The 25,024-nt window shown below is 60.7% G+C and carries 16 protein-coding genes; 7 read left to right on the forward strand and 9 right to left on the reverse strand.

Translation table 11 applies throughout. The features are described from left to right. Window positions 1–88: 88 nt before the first annotated feature. The 3 genes from DES53_RS21135 to DES53_RS21145 all read right to left on the reverse strand — a co-directional run bounded on the left by DES53_RS21135 (window position 89) and on the right by DES53_RS21145 (window position 4,979). On the reverse strand, window positions 89–1,492 hold the full coding sequence (locus DES53_RS21135; RefSeq protein WP_113960306.1) for a DUF1501 domain-containing protein: 1,404 nt from the start codon (window positions 1,490–1,492) through the stop codon (window positions 89–91). Window positions 1,493–1,520: 28 nt separating this feature from the next. Next, window positions 1,521–4,004 (reverse strand): PSD1 and planctomycete cytochrome C domain-containing protein, encoded by a 2,484-nt coding sequence (locus DES53_RS21140; protein WP_113960307.1) that lies wholly within the window; start codon window positions 4,002–4,004, stop codon window positions 1,521–1,523. A gap of 93 nt (window positions 4,005–4,097) precedes the next feature. Next, entirely contained in the window at window positions 4,098–4,979 is an 882-nt protein-coding gene (locus DES53_RS21145; protein ID WP_113960308.1) for a LysR family transcriptional regulator, read from the reverse strand. 120 nt (window positions 4,980–5,099) lie between these two features. Here DES53_RS21145 and DES53_RS21150 point away from each other — a divergent pair, with 120 nt between their 5' ends. Both DES53_RS21150 and DES53_RS21155 read left to right on the forward strand, forming a co-directional pair. Beyond that, on the forward strand, window positions 5,100–8,336 hold the full coding sequence (locus DES53_RS21150) for an efflux RND transporter permease subunit (RefSeq protein ID WP_113960309.1): 3,237 nt from the start codon (window positions 5,100–5,102) through the stop codon (window positions 8,334–8,336). Between the two features lie 41 nt (window positions 8,337–8,377). Beyond that, complete coding sequence (locus DES53_RS21155; RefSeq protein ID WP_113960310.1) at window positions 8,378–9,619, forward strand: efflux RND transporter periplasmic adaptor subunit; 1,242 nt, start codon at window positions 8,378–8,380, stop codon at window positions 9,617–9,619. Between the two features lie 660 nt (window positions 9,620–10,279). On the opposite strand, the gene DES53_RS21160 is transcribed toward DES53_RS21155, so the two are convergent. From DES53_RS21160 to DES53_RS21175, 4 genes are all read right to left on the reverse strand, one after another. Beyond that, a complete protein-coding gene (locus DES53_RS21160) occupies window positions 10,280–12,520 on the reverse strand; it encodes a redoxin domain-containing protein (protein WP_113960311.1) in 2,241 nt (746 codons plus the stop codon). 346 nt (window positions 12,521–12,866) lie between these two features. Then, a complete protein-coding gene (locus DES53_RS21165) occupies window positions 12,867–14,363 on the reverse strand; it encodes a PLP-dependent transferase (RefSeq protein ID WP_113960312.1) in 1,497 nt (498 codons plus the stop codon). A gap of 184 nt (window positions 14,364–14,547) precedes the next feature. Further along, complete coding sequence (locus DES53_RS21170; RefSeq protein WP_170157278.1) at window positions 14,548–17,787, reverse strand: beta strand repeat-containing protein; 3,240 nt, start codon at window positions 17,785–17,787, stop codon at window positions 14,548–14,550. 180 nt (window positions 17,788–17,967) lie between these two features. After that, on the reverse strand, window positions 17,968–19,143 hold the full coding sequence (locus DES53_RS21175; RefSeq protein ID WP_113960314.1) for a trans-sulfuration enzyme family protein: 1,176 nt from the start codon (window positions 19,141–19,143) through the stop codon (window positions 17,968–17,970). Window positions 19,144–19,301: 158 nt separating this feature from the next. Between DES53_RS21175 and DES53_RS21180 the strand changes: the two genes are divergently transcribed. Further along, a complete protein-coding gene (locus DES53_RS21180) occupies window positions 19,302–19,841 on the forward strand; it encodes a hypothetical protein (protein WP_147263529.1) in 540 nt (179 codons plus the stop codon). A 68-nt stretch (window positions 19,842–19,909) separates the two neighbouring features. After that, window positions 19,910–20,332 (forward strand): hypothetical protein, encoded by a 423-nt coding sequence (locus tag DES53_RS21185; RefSeq protein ID WP_113960316.1) that lies wholly within the window; start codon window positions 19,910–19,912, stop codon window positions 20,330–20,332. A 44-nt stretch (window positions 20,333–20,376) separates the two neighbouring features. Here the strand turns inward: DES53_RS21185 and bioD are convergent, their stop codons facing one another. Further along, the gene (gene bioD, locus DES53_RS21190) at window positions 20,377–21,018 is read right to left on the reverse strand and encodes a dethiobiotin synthase (protein ID WP_245958225.1); all 642 of its coding nucleotides are present in this window, start codon (window positions 21,016–21,018) and stop codon (window positions 20,377–20,379) included. 345 nt (window positions 21,019–21,363) lie between these two features. On the opposite strand from bioD, the gene DES53_RS21195 reads away from it, so the two are divergent. The 3 genes from DES53_RS21195 to DES53_RS21205 are packed head-to-tail and all read left to right on the forward strand — an operon-like array spanning window position 21,364 to window position 23,858. Continuing rightward, a complete protein-coding gene (locus DES53_RS21195) occupies window positions 21,364–21,870 on the forward strand; it encodes a pentapeptide repeat-containing protein (protein ID WP_113960317.1) in 507 nt (168 codons plus the stop codon). Between the two features lie 38 nt (window positions 21,871–21,908). Next, window positions 21,909–22,868: a rhomboid family intramembrane serine protease gene (locus tag DES53_RS21200; RefSeq protein ID WP_113960318.1), complete on the forward strand. Its 960-nt coding sequence runs from the start codon at window positions 21,909–21,911 to the stop codon at window positions 22,866–22,868. Between the two features lie 54 nt (window positions 22,869–22,922). Continuing rightward, complete coding sequence (locus DES53_RS21205; protein ID WP_113960319.1) at window positions 22,923–23,858, forward strand: rhomboid family protein; 936 nt, start codon at window positions 22,923–22,925, stop codon at window positions 23,856–23,858. A gap of 32 nt (window positions 23,859–23,890) precedes the next feature. Here DES53_RS21205 and DES53_RS21210 read toward each other — a convergent pair whose 3' ends face one another. Beyond that, window positions 23,891–24,727 carry an alpha/beta hydrolase family protein gene (locus DES53_RS21210; RefSeq protein WP_113960320.1) on the reverse strand — a complete coding sequence of 279 codons (837 nt, stop codon included), beginning with the start codon at window positions 24,725–24,727 and terminating at the stop codon, window positions 23,891–23,893. Between the last annotated feature and the right edge of the window lie 297 nt (window positions 24,728–25,024).

The raw sequence follows: 25,024 nt of genomic DNA on the forward strand, positions 1-25,024 counted from the left end.
AGCAAAGGATGCTGAGGAGAGCGAGCTTCCGCTGGCTCATCAGATTTCAATCTTTGCTGCTTTGTTGCTTTGCGTTTCGCCTCTGGAGCTACGCAAAGATCTCTTTCACCACGCGGCCATGCACGTCCGTGAGGCGGAAGTCGCGGCCGGCGTAGCGGTAGGTGAGTTTCTCGTGATCGAGGCCAAGCAGCGCGAGGATGGTTGCGTGCCAGTCGTGGATGTGGACTTTGTCTGATACGGCCTCATAGCCGTAGTCATCGGTGGCGCCATAGGAGAGGCCACCTTTCACGCCGCCGCCCGCCATCCAGAGGGTGAAGCCCTTGTTGTTGTGGTCGCGTCCATCACCGGACTGCGCGTGCGGGGTGCGGCCAAACTCACCGCCCCAGATGACGAGGGTGTCCTTGAGCAGGCCGCGTGCTTGCAGGTCGGTGAGGAGACCGGCGATGGGCTTGTCGATGTTGTTGCAGTTGCGCTCCAGATCCGCAGTGAGATTGCGGTGGTGGTCCCAGTTGCCGTGGGAGACTTCAATAAAACGCACGCCGGACTCGGCGAGCCGACGCGCCATGAGGCACTGGCGGCCGAAGGTGTCCGTGCCTTCATCACCGATGCCGTACAGCTTCTTTGTGGCTTCGGATTCCTTTTCGATATCCATCACCTGGGGAGCCACGTTCTGCATGCGGAAGGCGAGTTCATTGCTCTCGATGACGCCTTCGATCTGTGGCTCGTACGCTTCCTGCTGGAGCTTTGCCTTGTTGAGCGTCTGGATGAAATCGAGCTGTGTGCGCTGTGCTTCCGTCGTGTAACGAGGGTTCGCGATGTTGCTGATGGTTTGAGGCGAACCGCCACCATAGCGTCGGCCAGCACCGCCGCCTCCGGGGAAGTTGGAACCGATGCGCGTGCCCTGATAGATCGCGGGAAGAAAGGAGCTGCCATAGTTCCTGGCACCGCCCTGGGGCGCGGGATTGATGGTGATGAAGCCTGGGAGATTTTCATTCGTCGTGCCCAGTCCGTACAGAGTCCATGAACCAAGCGAGGGCCGGATGAATTGCGCGGTGCCGGTGTGCATCTGAATCACCGCCTGGGGATGGTTCGGCATGTCCGTGTGCATGGAGCGCACGAGGCAGAGATGGTCGGCGTGCTTTGCGACTTCCGGAAACAACTCGGAGATCCACAGGCCGCTGCGTCCGTGCTGGGAGAATTTCCAGGGAGAACCCAACAACGTGGCTGGACCACCGCGACCACGGCCGGATTCTTTTCCAGTGTCCGCAGTCAGCTTGGGTTTGTAGTCGAAGGTGTCCACATGCGAGGGAGCACCGGGCATGAAGAGGAAGATGACCCGCTTCGCACGCGGAGCGAAGTGAGCGGGCTTGGGCGCGAGTGGCGAGGTGGCAGCCGCGCCCCAGGTGGAAAGTGCTGAGAAAGCGAGGTAACCAAAACCAGCAGAGGTGCCTTGCAGGAAGCTGCGTCGCGAGAAGGGAATGGCAGTATTCACGTGGGAGACAGGTTTGGGTTCTCGATGATCAGTTCAGGAAGCGGAATTCCGCGGAAGCCATGAGCGCCTGGCAGAAGGCGCTCCACGCGTACATGGTGATATCGGCATCTTTGGCGCTCTTTGCCTTTGCCGCGTCCTGCGCGTACTCGCTGAAGAAGGTGCGTGTGGCCAGGATCTCCTGCTGCGTGGGGGCACGGCCAAAGGCGAGCCAGTAGGCATTCACCACGCGTGTGGGATTGTCCTTGGAGGAATCATACACGCGCCGTGCGAACGCATCACTCAAGGCGATGACCTGGGCGTTGTTCATCAGGTAGAGACTTTGCGAGGGGACGTTGGTGGTCTCGCGGTCGCCGGTGACGAGTGCTGGATTGGCAAAGTCAAAGAGCGCGAGCGCCTCTGGCACCACATCACGAATGAGTGGCAGATACACGGAGCGATACCTGGTGGGCTGCTGCGTGGCCTGGTAGAAGCGGAAGATGGCCTCACGACCTTCGCCCGTGACGCGTGACACGGGTGAGCCCGGCGGTGGATAGAAATCAATCTCGCCACTGACGGAGAGCATGGCATCACGCAGAGACTCCGCATCGAGACCGCGTGTGCTCATGCGCCAGAAGAGGGTATTGTCCGGATCTGCGGCGAAGTTCTGCGGAGCGTGCTGGCTCGAGAGCTGGTAGGTACGGCTGAGCACGATCTCGCGCACCATCTTCTTCACGGACCATCCGTTCTCCATGAAACGAAGGGCGAGCCAGTCCAGCAACTCGGGATGGGAGGGCTTCTCGCCCATGGCACCGAAGTTATCCACGGAAGCTACAATGCCGCGACCGAAGAGCCAGCGCCACATGCGGTTCACCATCACGCGCGCGGTCTGGGGATTCTCCGTGCTGGCGAGCCAGTTCGCGAGGTCGAGCCTCCCGCTGCCCTTCGTGACTTGCGGTGGCGTGGAGGGGAACATCACCTGCACAAAGCCGCGTGGCACCATCTCGCCCGGCTGGGTGGCTTCACCCCGATTGAAGAGCGGGCTGTTGACGGGAGTCCTGCGCTCATACACGCCCATGGCGAGGATGCGGGCGCTGCCATCTTCCGCGTAGCGATTGATCTGTCCTTTGAGCTCGCTGGTCTGCTGGCGCACGGCGAGCAGACGGAAAGCGTCGATCTCCTTGCCACTGCGGCGTGCAGCCATGGCCTCCTGCTGGCGTTCGGCGCGGGTGTCGTCGAGTTGTTTCATGCGGCGGGCGAGATCCGCGCGTGCAGAGGCGCTGATGCCCTCGAAGCCCGGGGCCATGCCGGAGTCACGACCAAGCTCGATGAGGTCGGATGGTTGATTGTTTTGTATCACACCATTGGTGCCATACAGCGTCTCGCTGCTCAGGAAGATGCCGGCGAGGGCGTAGTAGTCCTTCTGAGGGATGGGGTCGAACTTGTGATCGTGGCAGCGGGCGCAGGCCACTGTGGTGCCGAGCACGGCCTGGGTGAGAGTATCTATTTGTTCATCCGCCACTTCGAGTGCGAACTGGCGCGGGTTGCGTTCGTTGTGCGGCTTCGTGCCGATGGCGAGGAATCCCGTGGCCACGATCTTCTTGCTCTGGTCCACCGCATCCTTGAAGGGCAACAAATCACCCGCGACCTGCTGACGGATGAACTCGTTGTACGGCATGTCCTCGTTGAAGGCTCCAATCACCCAGTCGCGATAGCGCCAAGCGAAGGGGTAGGGGACATTGATGTCCTTCCCGCTGGACTCCGCATAGCGCGCGACATCCAGCCAGTGGCGGCCCCAGTATTCGCCGAAGCGCTCTGATGCGAGAAGATTGTCCACTACCCGCGTGAGAGCCTCCGGTGAGGCATCCTTCATGAAGGCCTGAATCTGATCCAATGTGGGAGGCAATCCTGTGAGGTCAAAGGTCACACGGCGCAGCAGATCCAGCTTCTGCGCATCGGCCACGGGTTGCAGTCCCTTTTCTTCGAGCTTTGCGAGGATGTAGCGATCGAGATCCGATCTTGGCCATGCGGTGTTTTTCACTTCAGGCACCGGCGACTTCTTCGGCGGCTGGTAGGCCCAGAACTTCCGGCCTTCCACGACATCGATGTCTTTCTTCTTCCATTGTGAGGCAGCGTTGCCTGCATCTGCCACCTGCTCACCGCGTGGATCCGGTGCTCCCATCTTCACCCATGCCTCGAAGTCGGCGATGACACTCGCGGGGAGCTTGCCCTTGGGTGGCATCTCCATGTCCTTGTTGCCATAGCGGATGGCTTCGATGAGCAGGCTGTCCGTAATCTTGCCCGGCACTACTGCGGGACCGGTATCGCCGCCGTGCAGCGTGGCTTCCTTCGTATCCAGCATCAGGCCGCCCTTGACCTTCTTGGACTGGGTGGAGTGGCACTCGTAGCACTGCTCCACCAGCACGGGGCGTATCTTCCGCTCGAAGAAGTTGCGCTGTTCGTCGGTGAGTTCGCCATGAACAGCACCGGCCTGAGCGGCCAGGACCAGAAGCAGGCTGAAGGTGGAGCGTTTCATGCCGGTTGAAGGGTGAGCGGGTGATGCATCATTCAACCGTGGTGACGTGTGAAGGTTGCAGGCAGTTACGTGCAACAAACACGGTGGCAGGCGCTACCGCTGCAGCTCCTTGAAGGCGGCGCGGAAGTTTGCGAGCACGGGCGAGTCGTCCTTCTTCCTCCAGACGAGCACGGTGGGCACCCTCGGGAGAGTCGAAGGCAACGCCCGGAAGACGAGGCCCGGACGCTTCACCTGGCGCAGGGTATCGGTGACGGGGGCAATGCCGAATCCGGCGGAGATGAGCCACATCTTGATCTGGATATCATGGGCATACTGCACCGGACGGGGCGCTGCGCCCGCTTTCGCGCACGCTGCGAGGAAGGTGTCGTAGTAGCCGTGCTGGACCCGGGGATCCATCATGACGAGCCCTTCGCCATCAAAGTCCTGCCACCTGAGTGTCTTCAGCTTGGCAAGGCGATGCCCGGCTGGCATGGCGAGGACCTGGCCGGATTCGTCCACCAGCATGGACTCGAAGTCGGCATAGCCCACCGGGGGGCGCAGCAGGCCCACATCCAGCTCGCCACTGCGCAGGCGGGTGATCTGATCCGGGCTGGTGAGATCGAAGAGGGAGAGCTGCACCCCGGGATAGGTCTGATGGAAGCCACGCAAGATGCGTGCGAGCCAGGCATTGGCTGCCGGAGCGAGCACGCCCACGCGCAAGTGACCCACGAGGCCGTGCTGGGCATTTCGTGCGCGATTTTCCGCCTGAGTGGCCGACGCCAGCACGGTGCGCGCCTCCGCAAGAAACACGCGACCGGCATGCGTGAGCGACACGGAGCGGGTGGTGCGGTGAAAGAGCTGCACGCCCAGTTCATCCTCAAGGGATTTGATCTGCGAACTCAGCGCAGGCTGGGCGAGGTGCAGGATCTCGGCGGCACGGTGGAAGTTCAACGTGTCCGCCACCGCGGTGAAATAGCGCAAATGGCGTAGTTCCATACGATTCGGTAATCAGGTTGGATTAATACATTCCATATATCAGTGCGGGAGCAATCTTGTATTGGGCATTTTGCGCCATTCATGGCAGCCATCCGTACTTCCCGAAAAGGAATCACTGCCATGTGGATTGTCCGCCTCGCGCTTCGCCGCCCCTACACTTTCATCGTTGCGGCGCTGGTGCTGCTGCTCATGACGCCGTTCATGCTGATGCGGACGCCGACGGACATCTTCCCGTCCATCAACATCCCGGTGATCTCGGTCATCTGGCAGTACCAGGGGCTGAGTCCCCAGGAGGTGGAGCAGCGCATCATCTACAATCATGAGCGCTCCCTCAGTGCGACGGTGAATGACATCGAGCACATCGAATCGAATTCCTACAATGGCGTGGGCATCATCAAGGTGTTCCTCCGCCCCGGCGCCTCCGTGGATGCGGGCGTCGCACAGCTCACCGCGGTGGCGCAGACCATTCTTCGCCAAATGCCCCCTGGTCAGACGCCACCGTTGGTGATCCGTTACAATGCCTCCACGGTGCCCATCCTGCAGTACGCTTTCACGAGCGACAAGATGTCCGAGCAGGCGATCTATGACACAGCGCAGACACAGGTGCGCGTGGGCCTCTCCAGCACGCAGGGGGCGCAGCTTCCGTGGCCGTATGGCGGCAAGACGCGCGTGGTCTCCGTGGACCTGGACCTCACAGCGCTGAAGGCGAAGAACCTCACCGCACGCGATGTGGTGAACGCCATGGATGCGCAGAACCTCATCCTGCCGGGTGGCACCGCGAAGATCCAGGAGACGGAATACAACGTGGGTGTGAACAGCAGCCCGCGCATGCTGGAGGAGCTGAACAACCTCCCGGTGAAGACCGTGAATGGCGCCACCATCTATGTGAAGGATGTGGCCCAGGTGCGCGATGGCTACCAGCCGCAGCAGAACATCGTGCGCAAGGATGGCGTGCGCGGCGTGCTGCTCACGGTCATGAAGAGCGGCATGGCTTCCACTCTGGACGTCGTAGACGGCGTAAAGGCCCAGCTGCCGAAAATCATGAGCGGCTTGCCGCCAGAGTTGAAGGTGGAGGAGTTCGCGGACCAGTCTGTTTTCGTAAAAGCGGCGGTGAGTGGCGTGGTGCATGAGGGCATCATCGCGGCGGCGCTCACGGCGTTGATGATTCTGCTCTTCCTGGGGTCGTGGAGGAGTACTTTGATTATCGCGATTTCGATCCCGCTTTCGGTGCTGTGCTCCATCGCGGTGCTGAGTGCGCTGGGTGAGACCATCAACCTGATGACGCTGGGTGGGCTTGCGCTCGCCGTGGGCATCCTGGTGGATGATGCCACGGTGGAGATTGAGAACGTGCACCGGCACATGAGCATGGGGAAACCCTTTATCCAGGCCATCCTCGATGGCTCCAAGGAAATCGCGCTACCTGCGTTCGTGTCCACGCTGTGTATCTGCATCGTGTTCGTGCCGATGTTTTTCCTCACGGGGGTGGCGCGGTATCTCTTCGTGCCGCTCGCCGAGGCGGTGGTGTTTGCGATGATGGCGAGCTACTTCATCTCCCGTACGCTGGTGCCTACGCTCATCATGTTCCTCTACAAGAACGTGCCGCATCATGAGGAAGGCGCTGCTCATGTGGCGAAGAAGGTGCCTCTCTGGCAGCGGCCGTTTGTGGCATTCTACCAGGCGTTTGAGCGCGGCTTCACGAAGTTCCGCGCTGGCTACCAGCGCCTGCTCGCTGCGGTGTTGCAGAAGCGTGTGGCGTTCGTGCTCATCTTCATCCTGCTGTGTGGCGGCTCCCTGGCCCTGGTGCCGCAGCTCGGTCAGGACTTCTTCCCCACGGTGGATGCAGGTCAGATCAAGCTGCACCTGCGGGCTCGCAGCGGTACGCGCATCGAGGAGACGGCGCGTCTCGTGGACAAGGTGGAGGAGGTGATCCGCAAGGAGATTCCTGAAGAGGAACTCGCGGGCATCCTGGACAACATTGGCATCCCGAACTCGGGCATCAGTCTTTCCTATTCCAACAATGGTCTGTACGGCACGGGCGATGCCGATGTGCTGGTATCGCTGAAGCATGGACACAGTCCGACAGAGGAGCACATCCGTCGCTTGCGCCTGCGGCTGAATCAGGAATTCCCCGGCACTACATTCTATTTCCTGCCTGCGGACATCGTGAGCCAGACACTGAACTTCGGTCTGCCTGCGCCGTTTGACGTGCAGATCTATGGGCGCGATCAAGCAGGCAACCGTGCGGTCGCGGCAAGGCTCGCGGAAAAGATTCGCGCCATTCCCGGTGCGGTCGACGTGCGCGTGCAGCAGGCCGCAGATCAGCCGCAGTTCACGGTGAATGTGGATCGCGACAAGGCACAGGAGATTGGACTTACCGAGCGCGACGTGGCGAACTCCGTGCTGCTCAGCCTGAGCGGCAGTGGACAGGTGCAGCCACTGTATTGGTTGAACCCAAACAACGGCATCCAGTACCTCATCAATGCCCGCACGCCGGAGCATGAGATGAGTTCGCTGGCGAATCTCGAAGCCATCCCGGTGAGTCGCAGCCAGGCAGGTGAGGGTGATGGGCAGCTCCTCTCGAATCTCGCGACGCTACAGCGAGGCCAGGGACCGGGCGTGATCTCCCACTACAACGTGCAGCCGGTGATCGACATCTTTGGAGGTGTGAGCGGTCGCGATCTCGGTGGCGTGGTGCGCGATGTGCAGAAGCTGGTGAAGGAAGTGGAGCATGAGCTTCCGCGCGGCAGCTTCATCGTGGTGCGTGGTCAGGCGGAGACGATGCAGAGCAGCTTCCAGGGACTTGCTGCTGGTCTCGTGATGGCCGTCGTGCTGATTTACATGCTCCTCGTGGTGAATTTCCAAAGCTGGACGGATCCGTTCATCATCATCACTGCGTTGCTTGGCGCCATCACGGGCGTGGTGTGGGGGCTCTTCCTCACACAGACCACGCTGAGTGTGCCGGCGCTGATGGGCGCCATCATGAGTCTGGGTGTGGCCACGGCGAACTCGGTGCTCATTGTGAGCTTCGCGCGAGATGAGGTGCGACAAGGCGCCTCGCCGCTGAAGGCTGCGTTCAATGCAGGCAGCACGCGCATCCGGGCGGTGCTCATGACCGCGCTGGCGATGATCATCGGCATGGTGCCCATGAGTCTGGGCGTGGGTGAAGGTGGCGAGCAGAATGCGCCACTCGCCCGCGCGGTGATTGGTGGTCTGACGGTTGCCACGTTTGCCACGCTCTTCTTTGTGCCTGCGGTGTTTGCCCTGCTGCACCGTCGTCGCGAGCAGGTGATGGATCCTCTGCTTCGTGAAGAAGACGATGAGATCAGCGAGCTGCCTGCTCAGACTGCGACGGCTTAACGTATCGATTTTTTTCCCTTTAAAACCCCACCTTTCATTCCATGTCCGAGCAACCTTCCAATCCCACACCTTCGGAGCCGAGCAGTCAGAGCCCGCCCACCGAAGAACTTTTGCCAGACCAGCAGCGGAAGCCCCGCCTGAGCCTCTATCTTGTTGGCGTGCTCGTGCTCCTTGGTGCGGGTGTGTATGCGGGCATGTCTCCGCGCATCGCCCAACGCAAGGCCGTCGAGGAGGAATCCAAGCAACTCTCGCTGCGTACCTTTGCCACCGTGAATCCCACCCCCGGAAAGCCGCCAGAGCAGGTGACGCTCTCTGCGGAGCTCAAGCCGATCATCGAGACCCCGGTGTATGCGCGTGCCAGCGGCTATGTGCGGAAGTGGTATGTGGATCTCGGCGCGAAGGTGAAGGAAGGCGAGCTGCTCGCAGAGCTGGAAACGCCTGAGATTGATCGCGAACTCGCGGAAGGTCGCGCCACGCTGCGCCAGGCGGAGGCGGCACTGGGCCTTGCGGAATCCACCGCGAAACGTTGGGAAGAACTCGCCGGCACCAAGTCCGTGAGCGCGCAGGAAGTGGAGGAAAAGCGTGCCGATGCCGCGCTGAAGACTGCCGCGATGGAGGCGGAAAAGGCGCGGGTGCAGCGGCTGGAACAACTCACTTCGTTCTCGAGGATCACGGCTCCGTTCGATGGCACGATCACCTCTCGTGAAGTGGACGTGGGCCAACTCGTGAGTGCGGGCAGCAGCCATGAACTCTTCCGTCTCGCGAAAACGAACAAGCTGCGTGCCTACATCCGCGTGCCGCAGACCCAGGCGCGTGGCGTGCGGATTGGCCAATGCGCGGAAGTGGTGGTGCCTGAGATTTTGGGTGAGACTTTCATTGCGAAGATCATCCGCACTGCAGGTGCCATGGATACCGCTTCGCGTACACTGCTGACCGAGTTGGAGATTGATAACGAGAAGGGCGAGATCCTTGCCGGCAGCTATGCCCGTGTGCGCCTGGCGCAGAATCAGCCGGATGCGCTGCTGACGCTGCCTGCGAACACCCTGCTCTTCCGTGCGGAAGGCATCCAGGTGGGAGTGGTGGATGCACAGAACAAGGTGCAGATGCGCACGCTGAAGATTGGCCGCGACTTCGGTCCTAATGTGGAAATCCTCGGTGGTGTGGAGACGGGAGACCGCGTGGTGCTGAATCCGCCGGACTCGCTGGCGAGTGGGACTGAGGTACGGCTGGCGGCGGTGGAGCCTGTGGCGGCCAGTGGAGAGGTGAAGACGGCGGCGAGGTGAGGAGGTGCCGAGCGTGATGGTGGTCCGCACACTCCGTGTGCGGATGGCATGTGTCAGGATGGCTCGGCTCTCATATGAGGTGAGAGCGTTGCATGCTGTCAAGGAGTGGGGGCATTCCTGCCCCAATTGGTGTTGCATGCCGATTTGGCGTTGAGTGTTCTCCGACGCGTTGCCTAGTCTGAAGGTACTATCGCCTTTGTTGGAGAAGGTGTGCTACAGACCGAAATGGGGGCAGGAATGCCCCCACTCCTTGGCGGGTGCGACATGTTACCGAAGAAAGGACGTCGGGAGGTTTTGCCACACTTTCGGGAATGAGGCGTTCCCGGTCCTTGGGACTGGCGCAGCGCGCTATGGCGTGTGATGTCGTTTGTTTCGTTGAGTGGCGAGAGAGCTTCTTGGAGTGCTGGAGCTTGCTCCAGCTTTTGGGAGCAGAGCTTGCTCTGCGTGAAGTTACATTGATGGTGCACCCGCACTGGAGGATGACTGACTCAGCGCTGGCTTCACGGCAGCAAGCTGCCTGCGGAAAGCTGGAGCAAGCTCCAGCAGTCCAAGTTTGTTGGTGAGTGGTGTGAAATGCTGGGGGAGTCGTCGCGTCGGGGTGTGCGACGCGGCCTGACCGCACACGGAGTGTGTCGGACCACTTTGATGGGACCACCAGGGCTACTTCACCGCCACCTTCGCCTTCGGCAGTGGCACGAAGTGCTCCACGTAGCCGATCATCATCTCATCATAAGTCTGGGCACCCCAACGGACTTCCTTGGTGGGGTCGGGATTGGCGGGATTGTTCGTGCTGTTGTCGTACACGGCGGTGATCTTCACGACGCTGCCGCGAGGGACAAACTTGGGCTGCTTGTAGTCATAGGCGAGCTGCCAGTTGAAGTCATAGCGGGGAATGTCGAGCAGGGTCTCGGTCTTGCCGTCCGGGTAGGTGACTTCGTATTTGAAGGCTTTGCCTCGCACATGCATGTGGGCCATGTAGGCGCTGAAGAGCATGTCGGTGGGCACGCCTTGATTGCGCACTTCAACGTGATCGGAGGCACCAGCAGGGATGCGGATGCGGGGGTGGGACACGGCGGCCACTTTCACTTCGTACTCGGGTGGTTCTTTGGAGAAGATCATGCCGATCTTCAGCTGATCCTCCACGGTCGTGCCATTCGGCGTGTAGTGGATCTGGAAGCTGATGGTGGAGCCGGCAGGCAGGCGCTTCGCGTGGGCAGGCGGCAGGATGCGATGCGTATTCCCGGGAACATAGGCGGCCCAGTAGCCATCGCTGCCTTCATCGCGGTCTGAGATCTTTGAGCCCTTCTCATGCACACGGACAATCACGTGATGCACGACCTGCGGTGCGGTGGGAATGATTTCGTAGGCTTGTACCCAGCGGTCCTCGGGGAAGGAAGTGGTGATGGTGGCCTTTTGATAGGGCATGGTGCCTTCCGCTTTGATGGCAAAAGGCTTGGGCAGCGCAAAGACGACGTCGGGTTTTCCGATGGTCCACTCACCGGAGAACTGGCGGGGCAGAGGAGCCTCCTTCGGATCGCCGGCGGGACGGTCACTGCTGGTGAGCCAAGAGAGCAGGTCAGTCTTGTCGCGTGTGGAGAGAGAGCAATCGTTGGCCCACGGGCTCTCGTTGGAAGCATCGCTCTTCGCTGCAAACCACGGAGGCATGGTGCCACGTTCCACCTGCTTGCGAATCATGCCGGCGTTGTCGATGACGTCAGCGAGGGTTTCGAGCGGGAAGGGGCCGACGCCATCGGCGCGGTGGCACTCCACGCAGTGATTCTGCAGGATGCGGGAGACTTGATTGTGGTAGGTGACGTTCGTATTGGCGGTGGCCAGCTTGTCATTGGCGGGAAGATCCAGCGCGCAGCCGGGTGCGGTGGTAGCGGCGATGGAGATGGGCTGCCCTTTGACAAGGTCATTCATCGCCATGCGGAGGTACTCTTTCGTGGGAGCATCCTTGCTGTAGCCCAGCCCATACTGGTCATGCACGGCACCGCGATACTTCAGTGTTCGAGCGGCATCGATGAGGAATACTTCCGTGGTGGTCGTGGCCGAGAGGGTGCGCAGCAGAGTGGACTGGGGATCATTCAACACGGCGGCGGTGATCTGATGATCCTTGGTGAATTTCTGCAGGTCTTCCGTTTTGTCGGAAGGCACGGCATTGAGGAGGACGAAGGCGATGTCGCGCTCGCTGCATTCCTTGGCGAGGCGGGCGTACTCCGCACCGAGCTTGTTGCTAATGGGACAGGTGGCACTGAAGAGAGCGATGATGAGGCCGTTCTTTGCCTTGAGTTGGGAAAGGGTGACATCCTTGCCGGAGAGATCCTTCAAGGTGATGTCTGCCACCAGATGGCCGATGCCATGGTCTGAGCCCTTAAGTTGCTGGGGTTGTTCCTTCAGGGATTTTTCGTCGGGCTTCGCGATGGGCGCGGAGTTTTCAGGGCGGGGCAGGTACTTGCGGGAGACCTGGCTGCCGAGCACGGTGCGGGCTTCGTCGAGCACCACGATGCCGTCCTTGTTGCCATCGAGTTTGTTGAACCACTCTGGGTTGGGCAGTTCTTCTTTGTTGATCTTGCCGTCGTCGTTCGCATCCACCTGTCCGAAGAGGACTTCGAGTGGCACGGTGCCCTGCTCGTCTTTGCCGTTCTTGATGCGATTCGCGACGGCGCCGCGGAGGCGGGCCATGCCGGAGCGGGTTTCTTCCAAGGTCACGAAGCCATCACCGTCCTGGTCCAGCTTCTTGAGCATGGGCTTCTCTTCCAGTTCCGCCATGCTGACACGTCCGTCGCCGTCTTTGTCGAAGGCCTTGAACTGATTGGCCAGCGGATCGTCTGCACGGAGCGATGCAGGGATGGCGAGCGTGCTGGCAAGCAGGACGGGGAGAAGGCGGAGGGGCTTCATGGGTGAGATGCCACCTGAGACGCGTGGGGCGGGGGGAAGGTTACATGGAGTGTGGGGAAATGGCGAGAGTTTGCGCTTGGGTCGGGAAGAGGGTGCTGGGTGTGGCGGGGTGCACTGGATTCAACACAGAGACACAGAGACGCAGTGGAACTTCGGAGACTGATCCGATGGCCGGGATTTGTTCCTGCCGAGCTGATGGGGTACGTGATGTCAGCCCGCTCCGTTCGAAAGCGGTGTCGCGCTTGAGCGCTTGCCACACGCACTCCACGACGCAAAGCACCCCAAGGAGGTGAGAAGGTATTCTCAAACCCTTGGAGCCGCGAGATGGAGGGTCTTTTCTGGAGGCCTATACCTCCAGCGCCTGCTTCATGCGCTCGATGATGAGTTCTGTGGGCTCGAGTCCCACGGAGACGCGGATGAGGAAGCGGTCCACGCCGCAGCGGGCGGCCCAGTCGAGTTCGTCGTAGTGGGCGAGGAGGGTGTAGGGGCACACGAGGGTGAAGTTCGTGCCGAGGCTGGGGCCTTTGCTGAACTGCATGGCGTCGTACACACGCTGGGTGCTGTCGCGATCCTTCAGCACGAAGGAAAGCAGGCAGCCGTGGCCGCCGTCCACCTTCTGCAAGTGATCATACAATCCACTATCATCTGCGATGGAGTGATACACCTTTTCCACGGAGGGATGCTCGGCGAGGAATTCGTAGAGGGCCACGCTGTTCTTGCTGACCGTCTTCATGCGCTCCACGTAGTCGCGGGAGTTCTGCTCCAGTGCCACGGCATCGCCGCGCCACAGTTCGTGGTCGGCGTGCGCACGGAGGAAGGCGGCAAACTCGTCGTGCCAGGGGGATTCGCTGTTGATGATCACGCTGCCTGCAAGCACATCCCCCACGCCGGAGAAGGACTTGGTCAGGCTGGTGGTGACGATGTCCGCAATGAGGAAGGCGTCCACGTTCACATTGGAGCCCACGGTGTCATCCACGATGATGGGCACGTCCTTCTCTTCGAGGAAGAGCATCTCGGTGACCTTGCGGAGGTCCACGCATTTCAGCAGGGGATTGCTGGGCAGTTCGGCGAAGATGCCGGCGAGCGGCTCGCTCTTGATGATGGCGCGAAGTTTCTCGTAGTCTCCATCGTCCGCGAACGGGAGGAAATGCGCCCCGGCGCCAAAGCGCTCCTGCAGCTTCAACACATCCACATAGGGGAAGTCGAGCTGCACGGTCTTGCGATTTGGCAGGATGGTGGAGAGCATGCGGTGCACGGCGTAGTTCGCCGCCATGCCGGAGGGGAAGAGGAAGACGTCCTCCTTGTTCTGGCCCGTGATGTCCGCGAGGCGCTGCTTGATGAGTTCCGTGGCGATGTGACCTTCCTTCTCGGTGTATTCGTTGTGCGCGGTACCGAGGGCGGCTTCGCTCTGGCGGATGCTGAGCACCTCACCGCAGAAGCGCCAGAAGAGGCGTGCGGTCTTGTAAGAGGCCTCGGGGAAGAGAGTGACGCCGAAGGACTCCTTGCCGAACTCTGCCACACGTGCGGGACCGGCGTTGTTCTTTTCGATGAACTCCGCACAACGCTCCGCATGCACGAGGCGCGGGAAGACGAGGGCGCGCTCACCGGGTTTGGCATGCTCCTTCTCCGCGGCGGTGAAGACTGCGGCGATGGCCGGTGGCACGAAGAATCGGGGGTAGCCGCTCTTGAATTTCTCCACCACCCGCTGGTCGCCTTCCTCGTAGCCGATAACGTGCTCCCAGAGAGGCAGGCACACCGAGATGCCGTACGGTGTGGGTGGTACGGCAGAGCCGAGGTCTTCGGGCTTGCAGAGGGGATCGGTCAGGAGATTGCGTGTGCTCACGGGACGGGGTTAGTAGCGCATGCTCAGGTGAAACGCAAAGCAGCGAAGCAGCAAAGATGATGGGAGCAAAGGGAGGGTCAGGTCACACGCATGGGCGCCGGTGGGACCATCCTCCAGAGCGTACGTGGCTCGTCATATCTCACCTCTTTGCTGCTTTGCGTTTCACTCCGACAGCGGCCGTTTGCTACTGCCGCTTCCGGCGGAAGAGCATGCCGACCATGCCAAATACGAACAGCAATGCCTTTCCGGGTTCCGGCACGATGCTGACCGTGAGCGAGCTGGAGCCGGTGAAGTTTTCCACCTGCCAGAAGAGGCCGGCGGAGAGTTCGGGGAGATCGAGATTGCCTTCATTGCCATCCAAATTGTTGCCGGTGCGGTTGTTGTCGCCGGGGTTGAAGCCCGCGGCATTCAGAGCACCGACCCAGTCGATGAGAGTCCAGCTTTGACCCGCACCAAGCGTGAAGGGATTCGCGTTGTCAAAGGTCACGACGATGTTGCTGTTCGCATCCAGCGAGAGGGAGCCACCGATGTCGATCTTGTCGGAGGAAGAGGGGCTCTGGATTTTGAACTCCGCCACGGTGGAGAGGCTGGAGGGATTGAAGGTGAGATTCCCCGTGACGGTGAGTGTGCCGACGCCATCGCCAGCGGTGGCGATGTTCGCGGGATCAGAGGTGGTGCCGGGCTTGAGCACCTTGCCCGCGCCGATGTTCAGGCTGCCCTGGATGGTGCCGCTGCCGCTGATGACGCCAGTGCCTGCGGAGGCGTACGAGTAACCGCCGGAGATGGCGCTGACATTGAGCGTGGCTCCCGAGTCCACCTGAATCCACGGGCTGGAGTCAATGCGGCCAGAGGCACCGAGCGTGAGGGTGCCCTGGCTCACGGTGGTCTTGCCGGTGTAGGAATTCACTGCGTTCAAGGCCAGGATGCCTGCACCAGTCTTGTTGATGCCGCCCCCTGTTCCCACCACATTCATGTTTACCGTGGTCGTTCCGCTCGTGATGTCAAAGGTGCGGACTTGAGTTCCCAAGTCGATTTGAGAGACTCCATTGCTATCACCATTGGGGGTGATGGTGTTGTTGTTGGAAGCGGTGACGTTGCCATTCAGTATCAGAGCACTGCCCTGATTGCCTGCGGCCGTGCCCTTGTTGAAGGTCATGGTCTGGCCATTGAGGAACAGGCCGCCTGAACCCACGGTGAAGGTGGTGACGACAGAACTGGAATTGCCACCCACCAGCAGGACATTGCCGGTGAAGTCAGTAAAATCTGCCTTGCCCACGGTGGTCTGCCCGCCGCTGTTGACTGTGTAGATGTTTCCGCCGGAGATGCGCATGGTGCCCGTGATATTCACGGAGCCCGCGTTGTCCGTGCTGCTGACAGGGAGGCCGCCGCCAGACTGGGTGTAGCTGGCAAAGGTTTCGCTTCGACCGTTGAACAGCATGGTGCCGCTGGTGACGGTGATGTTGGTGGTATCCGCGAGCTGATTGTTTTGTCCCCAGGAGAGCGTGCCGCCGTTCACGAGAATGTCTCCCGCGATGGCGTTTACCCCGGCTGTCTTGGCCATGCTGAGGATGCCCTGGGAAATGGTGGTGAGACCAGTGTAGGTATTGGATGCGAGGCCGTTGAAGGTGAGTGTGCCTGCACCCGTCTTGGTGAGCGAGCCATTCACGATGACTATGCCCTGATTGGAGCCGGTGCTGTTGATGGAGGTGGTGCCGCCGTTGATGTTGAAAGTGCGAATACCTCCGCCCAGATCGATTTCATGAAACGCGCCAGCGATCAGGGTGGCGGCATTCATGCGAAAAGTGTTCGTGCCGGAGGCTGTGACATCGCCATTGAGCACAATGCGATTGCCTCCTGACCCTGCGTTCATCTGGATGAACTGGCCGTCGAGCAACAGCCCGCCCGTGCCCACCGTTAGCACGGTGCTGGTGTTGGCACCCATGAGAAGAGAGATGTTGGAGGTACCTCCCGAGCCGTTGTAGTTGCTGCCGCGCAGATCCACGGTATTGGCGCTGACCTGTGCTCCCGAGTTTATGGTGAATCCCGTGCCGGTGCCGGCGCCACTGGAGATCTTCAACTCGCCCAAGATGGTCAGTGAGGCATTATTCCCGGTCACACTGCCTGCGGTGGTGGAGGATGTTTGCGTGAAGCTGGCGATGGTTTCGGTCTGGCCGTTGAAATTCACCACGCCGCCATTCACAAGGATGCCGACCGTGTCCGCGACCTGACCGCCCTTGACCCATTGGAGGGTGCCTCCCTGTACGGTGATGCTGCCGGGCGCGATGAGGTTGCCATTCGTGGTGGTATCGAGGGCAAGCGTGCCTGCGCCGGTCTTGGTGAAGCCGCCCGTTCCGACAATGGCGAGGCCGTTCTGAATGGTGGTGGTGCCGGCAGTGATGTTGAAATTCCGATTCACAGAGCCAACATCGATTTGTGTCACCGCCCCGGGGATGGCGGAGGGATTGCCACTGGCGCGGATGAGGTTGGTGCCGCTGGCATTGAGGTCGCCGTTCAGGATCAGTGCGGCACCCAAGGCATTGGTGGTGGTGGCGACATTCAGGGTGATTTGCTGGCCGGTGAGGGTCATGCCTCCGGAACCCACGGTCAGCGACGTCAGACGGTTGAGGCCATTTCCACCGAAGAGGATCGCGTCACCGGTGACCGACCATCCGGTGAAGTCCACTTTGTTCACAGACCACCGGGCATTGCTGTTCAGGGTCATCCCGCTGCCACCGGAAATGGCGAGGGTGCCAGTGAGAGTCACGATGCCGGAGTTGGACCCATTGGGGATGCCCGTGCCGCCAGTCTGGGTGTAGTTGGCGAAGGTTTCGCTGGCGCCATTGAAGGTCAGGGAGCCGCCGCTTACGGTGATGCTCGCAGTATCCGCGATCTGATTGCTCGCGCTCCATGCCAGGGTGCCGCCTGCCACCGTGATGTCGCCGGCGATGGCATTGACGCCCGCCGTCTTGCTCATCGTGAGCGTGCCGGCATTGATGGTGACCGTGCCTGTAAGGGTATTGGCCACGGCTCCGCCACCCAGGGTGAGATTTCCTGTCCCTTCCTTGGTGAAACCATTCGTGCCGGCAAGGGAGGCGCTGATCGTGGCATTGGCCGTGGTGGTGATGCTGGAGCCCGCCGCCAGCGTGAGCGCATTTCCACCGCCGGCAATGGTGTATCCCGCTGTCTGAAAGGTGATGTCCTCCACCGTGATGGCTTCACCGAGTGTCACTGTGTAGGGACCAGCGCCACCCTGGCCGAAGATGGCACTGTCCGGTGTGGCATTGTTCCAAGGCTGGTAGCCTGGAGTTGGAAGCGCTGCAGGATTGAACCACCTGTCTGGAGCTGTGGTGTTCCAGGTGCCGCTTCCGTCCTGCAGGTTTGCGGCGGTAGTGTCGCCGTCCCAGGTGAGGATGTCGGCACGCAAGGATGTCGTGGCGAGAGAGACCAGCAGAAGTGGCAGAAGACGGAAGCGACGATGTCTCACTAGAAAACGTGGGGGTGCGGGGGAGCGAAAGCCGTGAAAAGGCCCATCTTTGATTCGTCTCAAAGATGGTCGATTCTTGCACCTATTTGTTGTCGCGAGACTGCTCGCGCAGCACTGCAATCAGCCAGCGCGTTGCAGGGCCTGCTCCACATCCGTCCACAAGTCCTCGATGTGCTCGATGCCCACGGAGAAACGCACGACACCATCGGTGATGCCTACGGCCTCGCGGACTTCGCGCGGGATGCTCGCATGCGTCATGCTGGCGGGGTGGCAGATGAGGCTCTCGATGCCGCCGAGGCTCTCGGCCTTGGTGAAATAGCGGGAGGCTTCCATGAAGGCCATGGTCTGCTCCAGCGAAAGGCCGAGGTCGGCAGTGACGATACCGCTGCCATTGCGCATCTGTTCGATGGCCAGCTCATGCTGGGGGTGGGAGAGCAGGAAGGGATAGCGTACCCACTTCACGCCTTTCACGCGCTCCAGACGTCCGGCGAAAGCGAGGGCATTGGACGCGTGACGCTCCATGCGTACCGCCTCGGTCTTGAGACCACGGGAGGTGAGCCACGCATCGAAGGGGGAGGGTTGCAGGCCGAGCGCTTTCTGGGCGAAGATCATCTTCTCCTGCCACTCGTTATCATTCGTGCAAACTGCACCGCCGAGGGCATCGGAGTGACCGTTGGAGTACTTTGTGGTGCTCAGGAGGGACAACGTCGCGCCGAGCGCGATGGGCTGCTGCACGTAGCTGGAGGCAAAGGTATTGTCCACCACCACGGGGGCGTTCACTTCCTTCGCCACGGCGGAGATGGCGGCGATGTCGAGCACCTTGAGGAGTGGATTGGTGGGCGACTCGATCCACACCAGCGCGGGTTTGAGGTCCGTGATGTGGTGGTAGTTGGCAGGATTGCTTAGGTCGAAGTAGGCGGTCTTTACGCCGAACTTCTCAAACACCCGGGCAAAGAGGCGGTAGGTGCATCCATAGACATTTTCCTCCAACACTACCATGTCACCGGCCTTCAAGGTGGAGACCACGGCGGTGATGGCACTCACTCCGCTGGCGAAGACGCAGGCGTGCTTGCAGCCCTCCAGCGCGGCGAGCGTTTGCTGGAGGTTGCGGAAATTCGGATTGCCACTGCGCGTGTAGTCGAAGCCGCCGGAGTTGCCGTACTCGAAGGTGCTGGTGAGATACACCGGCGGAATGACCGCACCCGTTTCATCCTTCCAGTTTTGCCCAACATGAATGGCAGCCGTTTCGAAATGGCCGTGGGACTCGGGGGTGGGGGATGTGGAAGGAGAGGACATTGGCGTGTTGAGGGGTGTGACAGTCCGAGGTCAGGAGGCGGTGGTCAAGAGAGGAGTGTGTGTGCAGGAAAGGTACGCTTGCACAGTCCATCCGGAGTACCGGGGACTTTCTTGTCTGGCATTCTGCGGAACTAAAACCAGAATAGCCAGCCATGCCCATGACACCCACCCTCGACGCGTTGCTAGGCATGCTCTCCACAGACAAGCCTGCGATGGATATCACATCGAGCCGTGAGTTTTATCGACCCTGCCTTTCTGAGCTCGAGGGGTCGAGCCTGTTCGAGTGCTTCATGAGGGATGACGAGGCCTATGGGAGCACGTTCCTTACATACCTGGTGTTTCCACGGGACGAACGTTCCATTCGTCTGGATCGGATATCGTACCGTGGGACGGGACTGCTGCTGTACCTGTGCACAAGTTACCCGGTCGCTGTCTATGGAGCCATGGGGGTGTATGCGGGGAGCCACTCGACAGGATCGGGCTGGCTGGCACCGGAGGAGATTGAGTCCTTGCCTTCGCCTGATTGGTCAGACGTGGAAATGGAACTGCTTGGGGTGATGCAACGGCATGGAATCAAGGTTTTGACGAGGGAGGAGGCCTGTCTGCAGCTGCGCTCGCTGGGATTGCAACCGCCGGCGGAGTCCAACATGGGAAATCCGGACACGCTGTTCTATGCATTCTTCAACAATGACTACTGACGGAGGCGTGTGAAGTTCATGCCAGAGCGAATCCATATCACAGGTCCGCTTCTCCACGCATCTTCCTCATGAGTACTGAGTTTGCCCTCTCCCGATTGCATCAGTCGAAGCCGATCGCGATGGCGCTGCACCTGCGAGTGGTGCCTGGATGTTTCGCCAGTGTGGATGACGCTGCGATGGCCGTGGGATTAAAACCTATCGGAACCAGTTGGGAGGAAGTGGATCGTAGCAATGCAGAGATCGTGCTGGCCACCATTCTGGGCGAGTACATGTCCTTCAATCTTCCGAGGCTTGATGCCTCCATGGTTGCGCTATCCATCCGGGAGTTTCTGGATGCATGCCCGGCTGATGGCCGCTTCTTCACCAACGGAGACTGGGGCCGCGGCACGAACCGGGGATGGATGCCAGCGACCGAGGCAACCTTTGATGGAGGCATCTTGGCCCTTGGGGCCACCGCTGCGGGAGTGTTCTGGCTTGAGGACGAGGACTGAGATCTGAGGCGTGAAGATACGCCAGTTTCAGACCTCCCATCGACTCAGGGAACTGCCGCCTCTACCGCCCGCAGCAGCTCCGCCGCATCCGTTTCGCCATGCATGAGTTCGCCGAGGACGGGGATGCCCATGCGGTCGAGGATCATGCTGTTGGAGATGCTGGCGGCGTCGCGTTCGGCGGAGGCGTAGTTGAGGATGATGCCGGGGCAGGTGAGGCCGCGGGCATTGATGTTCCGCACGGTGAGGATGGTGTGGTTCAGCGCGCCGAGTTTGTTGTTCACCACCACGACCACGGGCCAGCCAAGGTGTTCGGCGAAGTCGGCGGCGGTGTACTTCTCCGTGATGGGCACCTCCCAGCCACCCACGCCTTCCACCAGGATGTGTTCAGAGCGGGAGCGCAGGGAGACACAAGCGGCGAGCACGGCACCCGGCTCGATGGGCTGGTTCTCGATGAGTGAGGAGGCGTAGGGTGATGCAGGGATCTTCATCCAGCAGGGATTGAGTTCATCCATGCTGAAGCCATCGGCGCCGGCGGCGCGCAAGTTGGCGACGTCTTCACGGCTGCCGCAGCAGAAGGGTTTGCATCCCACGGCGACGCGCCCGCTGGCTTTGAAGGCTTCGAGAAGGCGGCAAGTCACGTAGGTCTTTCCGGCATCCGTATCCGTGCCGGTGATGAAAATCTGCATGCGTGCATGGTTAAGCAGAAGCGTGACGGCGCAAGTGAGGACTTACGTGGGGGTGGGTGCGCTGATTTCGTTGGAACGCACAGCAGCAGAGCAGCAAAGAACATCGAATGAGTGGGTCATGGGAGGTGAAGGGTCGGGAGGGCATTTCAAGTTCGCCCACAGCTGCCCCTGATGTACTGCCTACCCTTAGTTCCGGTCATTCGACTTCCTTTTGCTCCTCTGCTGCTTCGCTGCTTTGCGTTTTTACCCTCCTTCGTGCAATCCCTGCGCGCCCCGACCCGTTGAAATTTAGAGAAAATCGCGTGACGGACCCGCGTAGGTGTGGGTAACACTGGCCATACCTTTATGTCCCAAGACCTGACACCCCAGGAACTGCGTGCGCACTCGGAATGGCTCTCCAGCAATGGAGCGTCTGGCAAGCAGCTGTCCAAAAAGAATGCCGACCTCACGGGGACCGACCTCACGGGAGCGAACCTGGCGAAAGCCATCCTTCCGGATGCGCGCCTAGATCGGGCGACCCTGGTGGGCACGGATCTGACCGGTGCGGATCTGCGTGGAGTGAACCTCGAAGGCACGGATGCGGATGGCGCGCGCTTCATCAATGCGAACATGCGCGATGCCAATCTCTGCGAGACCAGCCTGCAGGGCGCACAACTCGATGGCGCGGATCTCAGCCACGCCTTTGCCGAGGGTGCCCAGTGCTCCGGTGCGAGCTTCGTAGGAGCGGATCTTACCGAGGCTGATTTCAGCGAGGCGGATCTCGATGGTGCGAATCTCACGGATGCCAAGCAGGGTGGCCTGAATCTCAGCGGTGCTGAGACCTCGGACACACGTGGTCTGACGAGGGGGTAGCTTTTCCCCGGCTTCATCTTCCACGGAGGGCTCCTGAATTGGAAAAGGAGGCATACACGGAGCCTGCACTGGCCTCGAGCGCTGTAGAAGTGCTCGCGCAATACCCTGCGTGGCCATGGTGGCGGACCTGGGTGACGACCGCCTTCTTTCTGGCGTGCGTGGTGATCTTTGTCGGCATCAATCTTCAGGAAAAGATTGAGTCTGGGGATGACCTCTACGGTTTTGGCTATGTGCCAGGGACCTGGATCTGGGGAGGTGAGTGGTGGGGAACCTTCACCTCAGTTTTTGTTCATTACGATCTGCTTCATCTGGTTCCCAATCTCTATTGGTTGTGGGTGCTCGGTCGATCCATGGAGGCTGCCTTGGGCTCGGTGAGGTTTCTGGTGTTTTTCGCGGTGGCTGCGATGCTCACCTCCACGGTGACGCTGGCCATGTCAGATGATACAGGCATTGGGATTTCCGGCGTGCTATTCGCCCTCTTTGGGTTCATGTGGCGGGCAAGAGGGAGCTACGCGCGGTTCCAGCCCGTGATGGTGAGGGATACCGTGCTGACTTTCATTGTCTGGGTGGTTGTGTGTCTGGTGTTAGACGAAGCGGACTTGCTTGAAACGGAGAACTCAGCGCATGTGAGTGGCTTGCTTCTCGGGATGGCGGTGGCGGAGGGTCTGGTGGTACGGAGACCCCGCATCATTCTGGTCCCGGCTCTGACGGTAGGTGTGGTTTTGGCGCTTGTACCGCTCTGGTGGGCGCCATGGTCCCTCAGTTGGCAGGTTGCCATGGCTGCAAACGCCACCAACGATGGCCGTCTTGAGGAAGGTCTCTCAAGACTCAATCATGTGCTTGAACGGGATCCCCAGAACGCGTGGGCCTACCAGGAGCGTGGCTGGGTGTATGAGCAGATGGAGGAGTTTGACCTCGCTGAGCAGGATTTTGCGAAGGCTGCGGAACTGGAGCAGGCCGCCCAGGCTGAAACCGAAAAATTGGCGGAAGCGGAGTAAGGTCCAAGCGTGTCCGGCTTGTCCGGACCGGTTCACTACCTATAGTACATTTCGATGGAGCAAAAACAGGAGAGCACCCACGACCATGCACTTCACGAGTCTGAAGGTGCGCCCTCGCCTGTCCCCCTGATCACGAAACCTACCTGGGTGACTTGGGCAGCATTTTTCGCCTGCATCGGTATCTTTATCGGGGTGAATCTGGAGGAGACCAAATCCCTGGAGGTGCTTTCCCGATTTGGATTCTTCACTGCCGAGCGGATTTGGGAGGGGCTGTGGTGGGGGACCATGAGCTCCACGTTCGTGCACATCAATTTGATCCATGCCTTCTTCAACCTGTACTGGCTTTGGTTGCTGGGGAGGCTCATGGAGGATGAAATCGGCTCCTCGCGCTTCCTTGTTTTCTATCTGGGGGCATCCATCGTCAGTTCCACGGTGCAGCTAGCGGTTTCCGACACCACCGGGATTGGGGCATCGGGCGTGTTGTATGCCATCTTTGGTTTCATGTGGCGTACCCGCATGGTCTACCCGCGGTTTCAGAGCATCATCGTACCCCAGACCGTCAAGGTATTCTTCATCTGGCTGGTCGCCTGCTTTTTCCTGACTGCGGGGAAGCTCATGAACATCGCCAACGGAGCGCACCTCGCGGGGCTGGTCTATGGAGTGGTGATGGCGGAGTGCTTTGTGGTGCGGAGACCTCGTCTTCCCTATGCGGCTGGCGCGGTGGTGCTGGCTGGGCTGGCTCTCGTGCCACTCTGGTGGGCACCGTGGTCTCCCACCTGGCAGGGAGTAAAAGCTTACGATGCAATCGAGGCTGGCAGGAGGGAGGAAGCCGTGGAACGGCTGACCACCATGATCAGGCTCGAACCCCAGGAGCCCTGGGCCTACCTTCAGCGAAGCAAGCTGTACCGGGAGATGGGCGAGTCTGACAAGGCGGTGTCCGATCTGAGGAAAGCACAGGATTTGGGCACCCCGACGCGAGGGGGTGAGTAGCCTCCGGCCGCCGCCCAGGCCTGCAAGCGTCGCTACTGGCTCAGCCCCGGCACTGTCTTGCCCATGAGCAGCGGTGCTACATGGTCGCGGATGAACTCCATCTTGATGTTGTCGAAATGGTGGCCGTAGTCGCCATCGGCTTCGAGTTCCTTGGTCCAGCGGATGGCGACCACCTTTTCCGCATAGAGCTGGCGGGTTTCGGAGCTGGCCCCACGCGGCAGGATGAAGCCATGGATGCCCGCGCCAGGGTCATGCTTCTTCCGGTCGGCGGTACCGGAAAATGGCATGAGGAAGCGGAGCATGCGATCGTGGGTGGAGGTGTAGAGGTAGACCTTGCCTCGCACCCGCCGGAGGGCCTTGGTGAGATCATAGTCCTCGCTCATGGAGCAGCCGAGGAGCACCACGTGCTCCACATCCACGGACTCGGGAAGATACTCCAGTGCGTAAATGGCGACGGCGGTGCCGGCGGAGAACCCGAGGATGCTGACCGGGGCGTCGGGGAAGGCGGCGGTCTGGCGCTGGACCTCGGCGGCCATCTTTTTCGCGCCCGCGCGCTTGTAGGCCACGGGGGCGTCCTGGTCGGCCACGAGTCCCCTGCCTGTCTCCCAGGAGAACATCTCGCCTGCACCCCGGTAGCCTGCGGCCAACAGACCTTCCTTCACCCCTTCGGACCAGTTCTTCTTTTCCGTGCCACCGCCAGCGCCATCGAGGAAGTAGAGGTAGCCGCGCTTCATCCGCTTGTCCCGGTCCGGCAGGTGCTCAGGAAGGCCGGTCGATTTGCTGGCACAACTGACAAGCTGACTGCTGAGAGCTCCGAGGGCGAGGCTCCTGGCGAAATGGCGGCGGCTCAGCGTGGGGTGGGTGTGCATGTGGGAGGATGCTGGTCGGGGGTGGGGGTAGGGGAGATGGCTCTCTGGCGATTGGACCTGCGCGCCGCGGAAGTGTCAAGCCGCGTTGGGCATGGTGAAGAAAAACTAAGGCCTCGCGTTGCGCTCCAGTGGAGTCAGAGCGCAGGGCAGTAGAGCAGGGATGCGTTTGTTCCTGCCATTGACGGGCCAGCATTCGTACCTTATGGAGTGACCGTTCATGCGCGCCATCGCCGCCATCATTATTAGCGCCATCCGCCTCTGGCTCATCAAGCCGGACGGGCGGAGTGGTGACGCGGT

The organism is Roseimicrobium gellanilyticum (assembly GCF_003315205.1).
Taxonomy (GTDB): domain Bacteria; phylum Verrucomicrobiota; class Verrucomicrobiia; order Verrucomicrobiales; family Verrucomicrobiaceae; genus Roseimicrobium; species Roseimicrobium gellanilyticum.

What these genes read in the sequence shown, in the direction of transcription:
- DES53_RS21205 (WP_113960319.1), top strand. Translation starts at nt 22,923, where the DNA reads ATGGAGCAAAAACAGGAGAGCACCCACGACCATGCACTTCACGAGTCT.
- DES53_RS21155 (WP_113960310.1), top strand. Translation starts at nt 8,378, where the DNA reads ATGTCCGAGCAACCTTCCAATCCCACACCTTCGGAGCCGAGCAGTCAG.
- DES53_RS21195 (WP_113960317.1), top strand. Translation starts at nt 21,364, where the DNA reads ATGTCCCAAGACCTGACACCCCAGGAACTGCGTGCGCACTCGGAATGG.
- DES53_RS21145 (WP_113960308.1), bottom strand. Translation starts at nt 4,979, where the DNA reads ATGGAACTACGCCATTTGCGCTATTTCACCGCGGTGGCGGACACGTTG.
- DES53_RS21140 (WP_113960307.1), bottom strand. Translation starts at nt 4,004, where the DNA reads ATGAAACGCTCCACCTTCAGCCTGCTTCTGGTCCTGGCCGCTCAGGCC.
- DES53_RS21160 (WP_113960311.1), bottom strand. Translation starts at nt 12,520, where the DNA reads ATGAAGCCCCTCCGCCTTCTCCCCGTCCTGCTTGCCAGCACGCTCGCC.
- DES53_RS21180 (WP_147263529.1), top strand. Translation starts at nt 19,302, where the DNA reads ATGACACCCACCCTCGACGCGTTGCTAGGCATGCTCTCCACAGACAAG.
- DES53_RS21185 (WP_113960316.1), top strand. Translation starts at nt 19,910, where the DNA reads ATGAGTACTGAGTTTGCCCTCTCCCGATTGCATCAGTCGAAGCCGATC.
- DES53_RS21175 (WP_113960314.1), bottom strand. Translation starts at nt 19,143, where the DNA reads ATGTCCTCTCCTTCCACATCCCCCACCCCCGAGTCCCACGGCCATTTC.
- DES53_RS21150 (WP_113960309.1), top strand. Translation starts at nt 5,100, where the DNA reads ATGTGGATTGTCCGCCTCGCGCTTCGCCGCCCCTACACTTTCATCGTT.
- DES53_RS21210 (WP_113960320.1), bottom strand. Translation starts at nt 24,727, where the DNA reads ATGCACACCCACCCCACGCTGAGCCGCCGCCATTTCGCCAGGAGCCTC.
- bioD (WP_245958225.1), bottom strand. Translation starts at nt 21,018, where the DNA reads ATGCAGATTTTCATCACCGGCACGGATACGGATGCCGGAAAGACCTAC.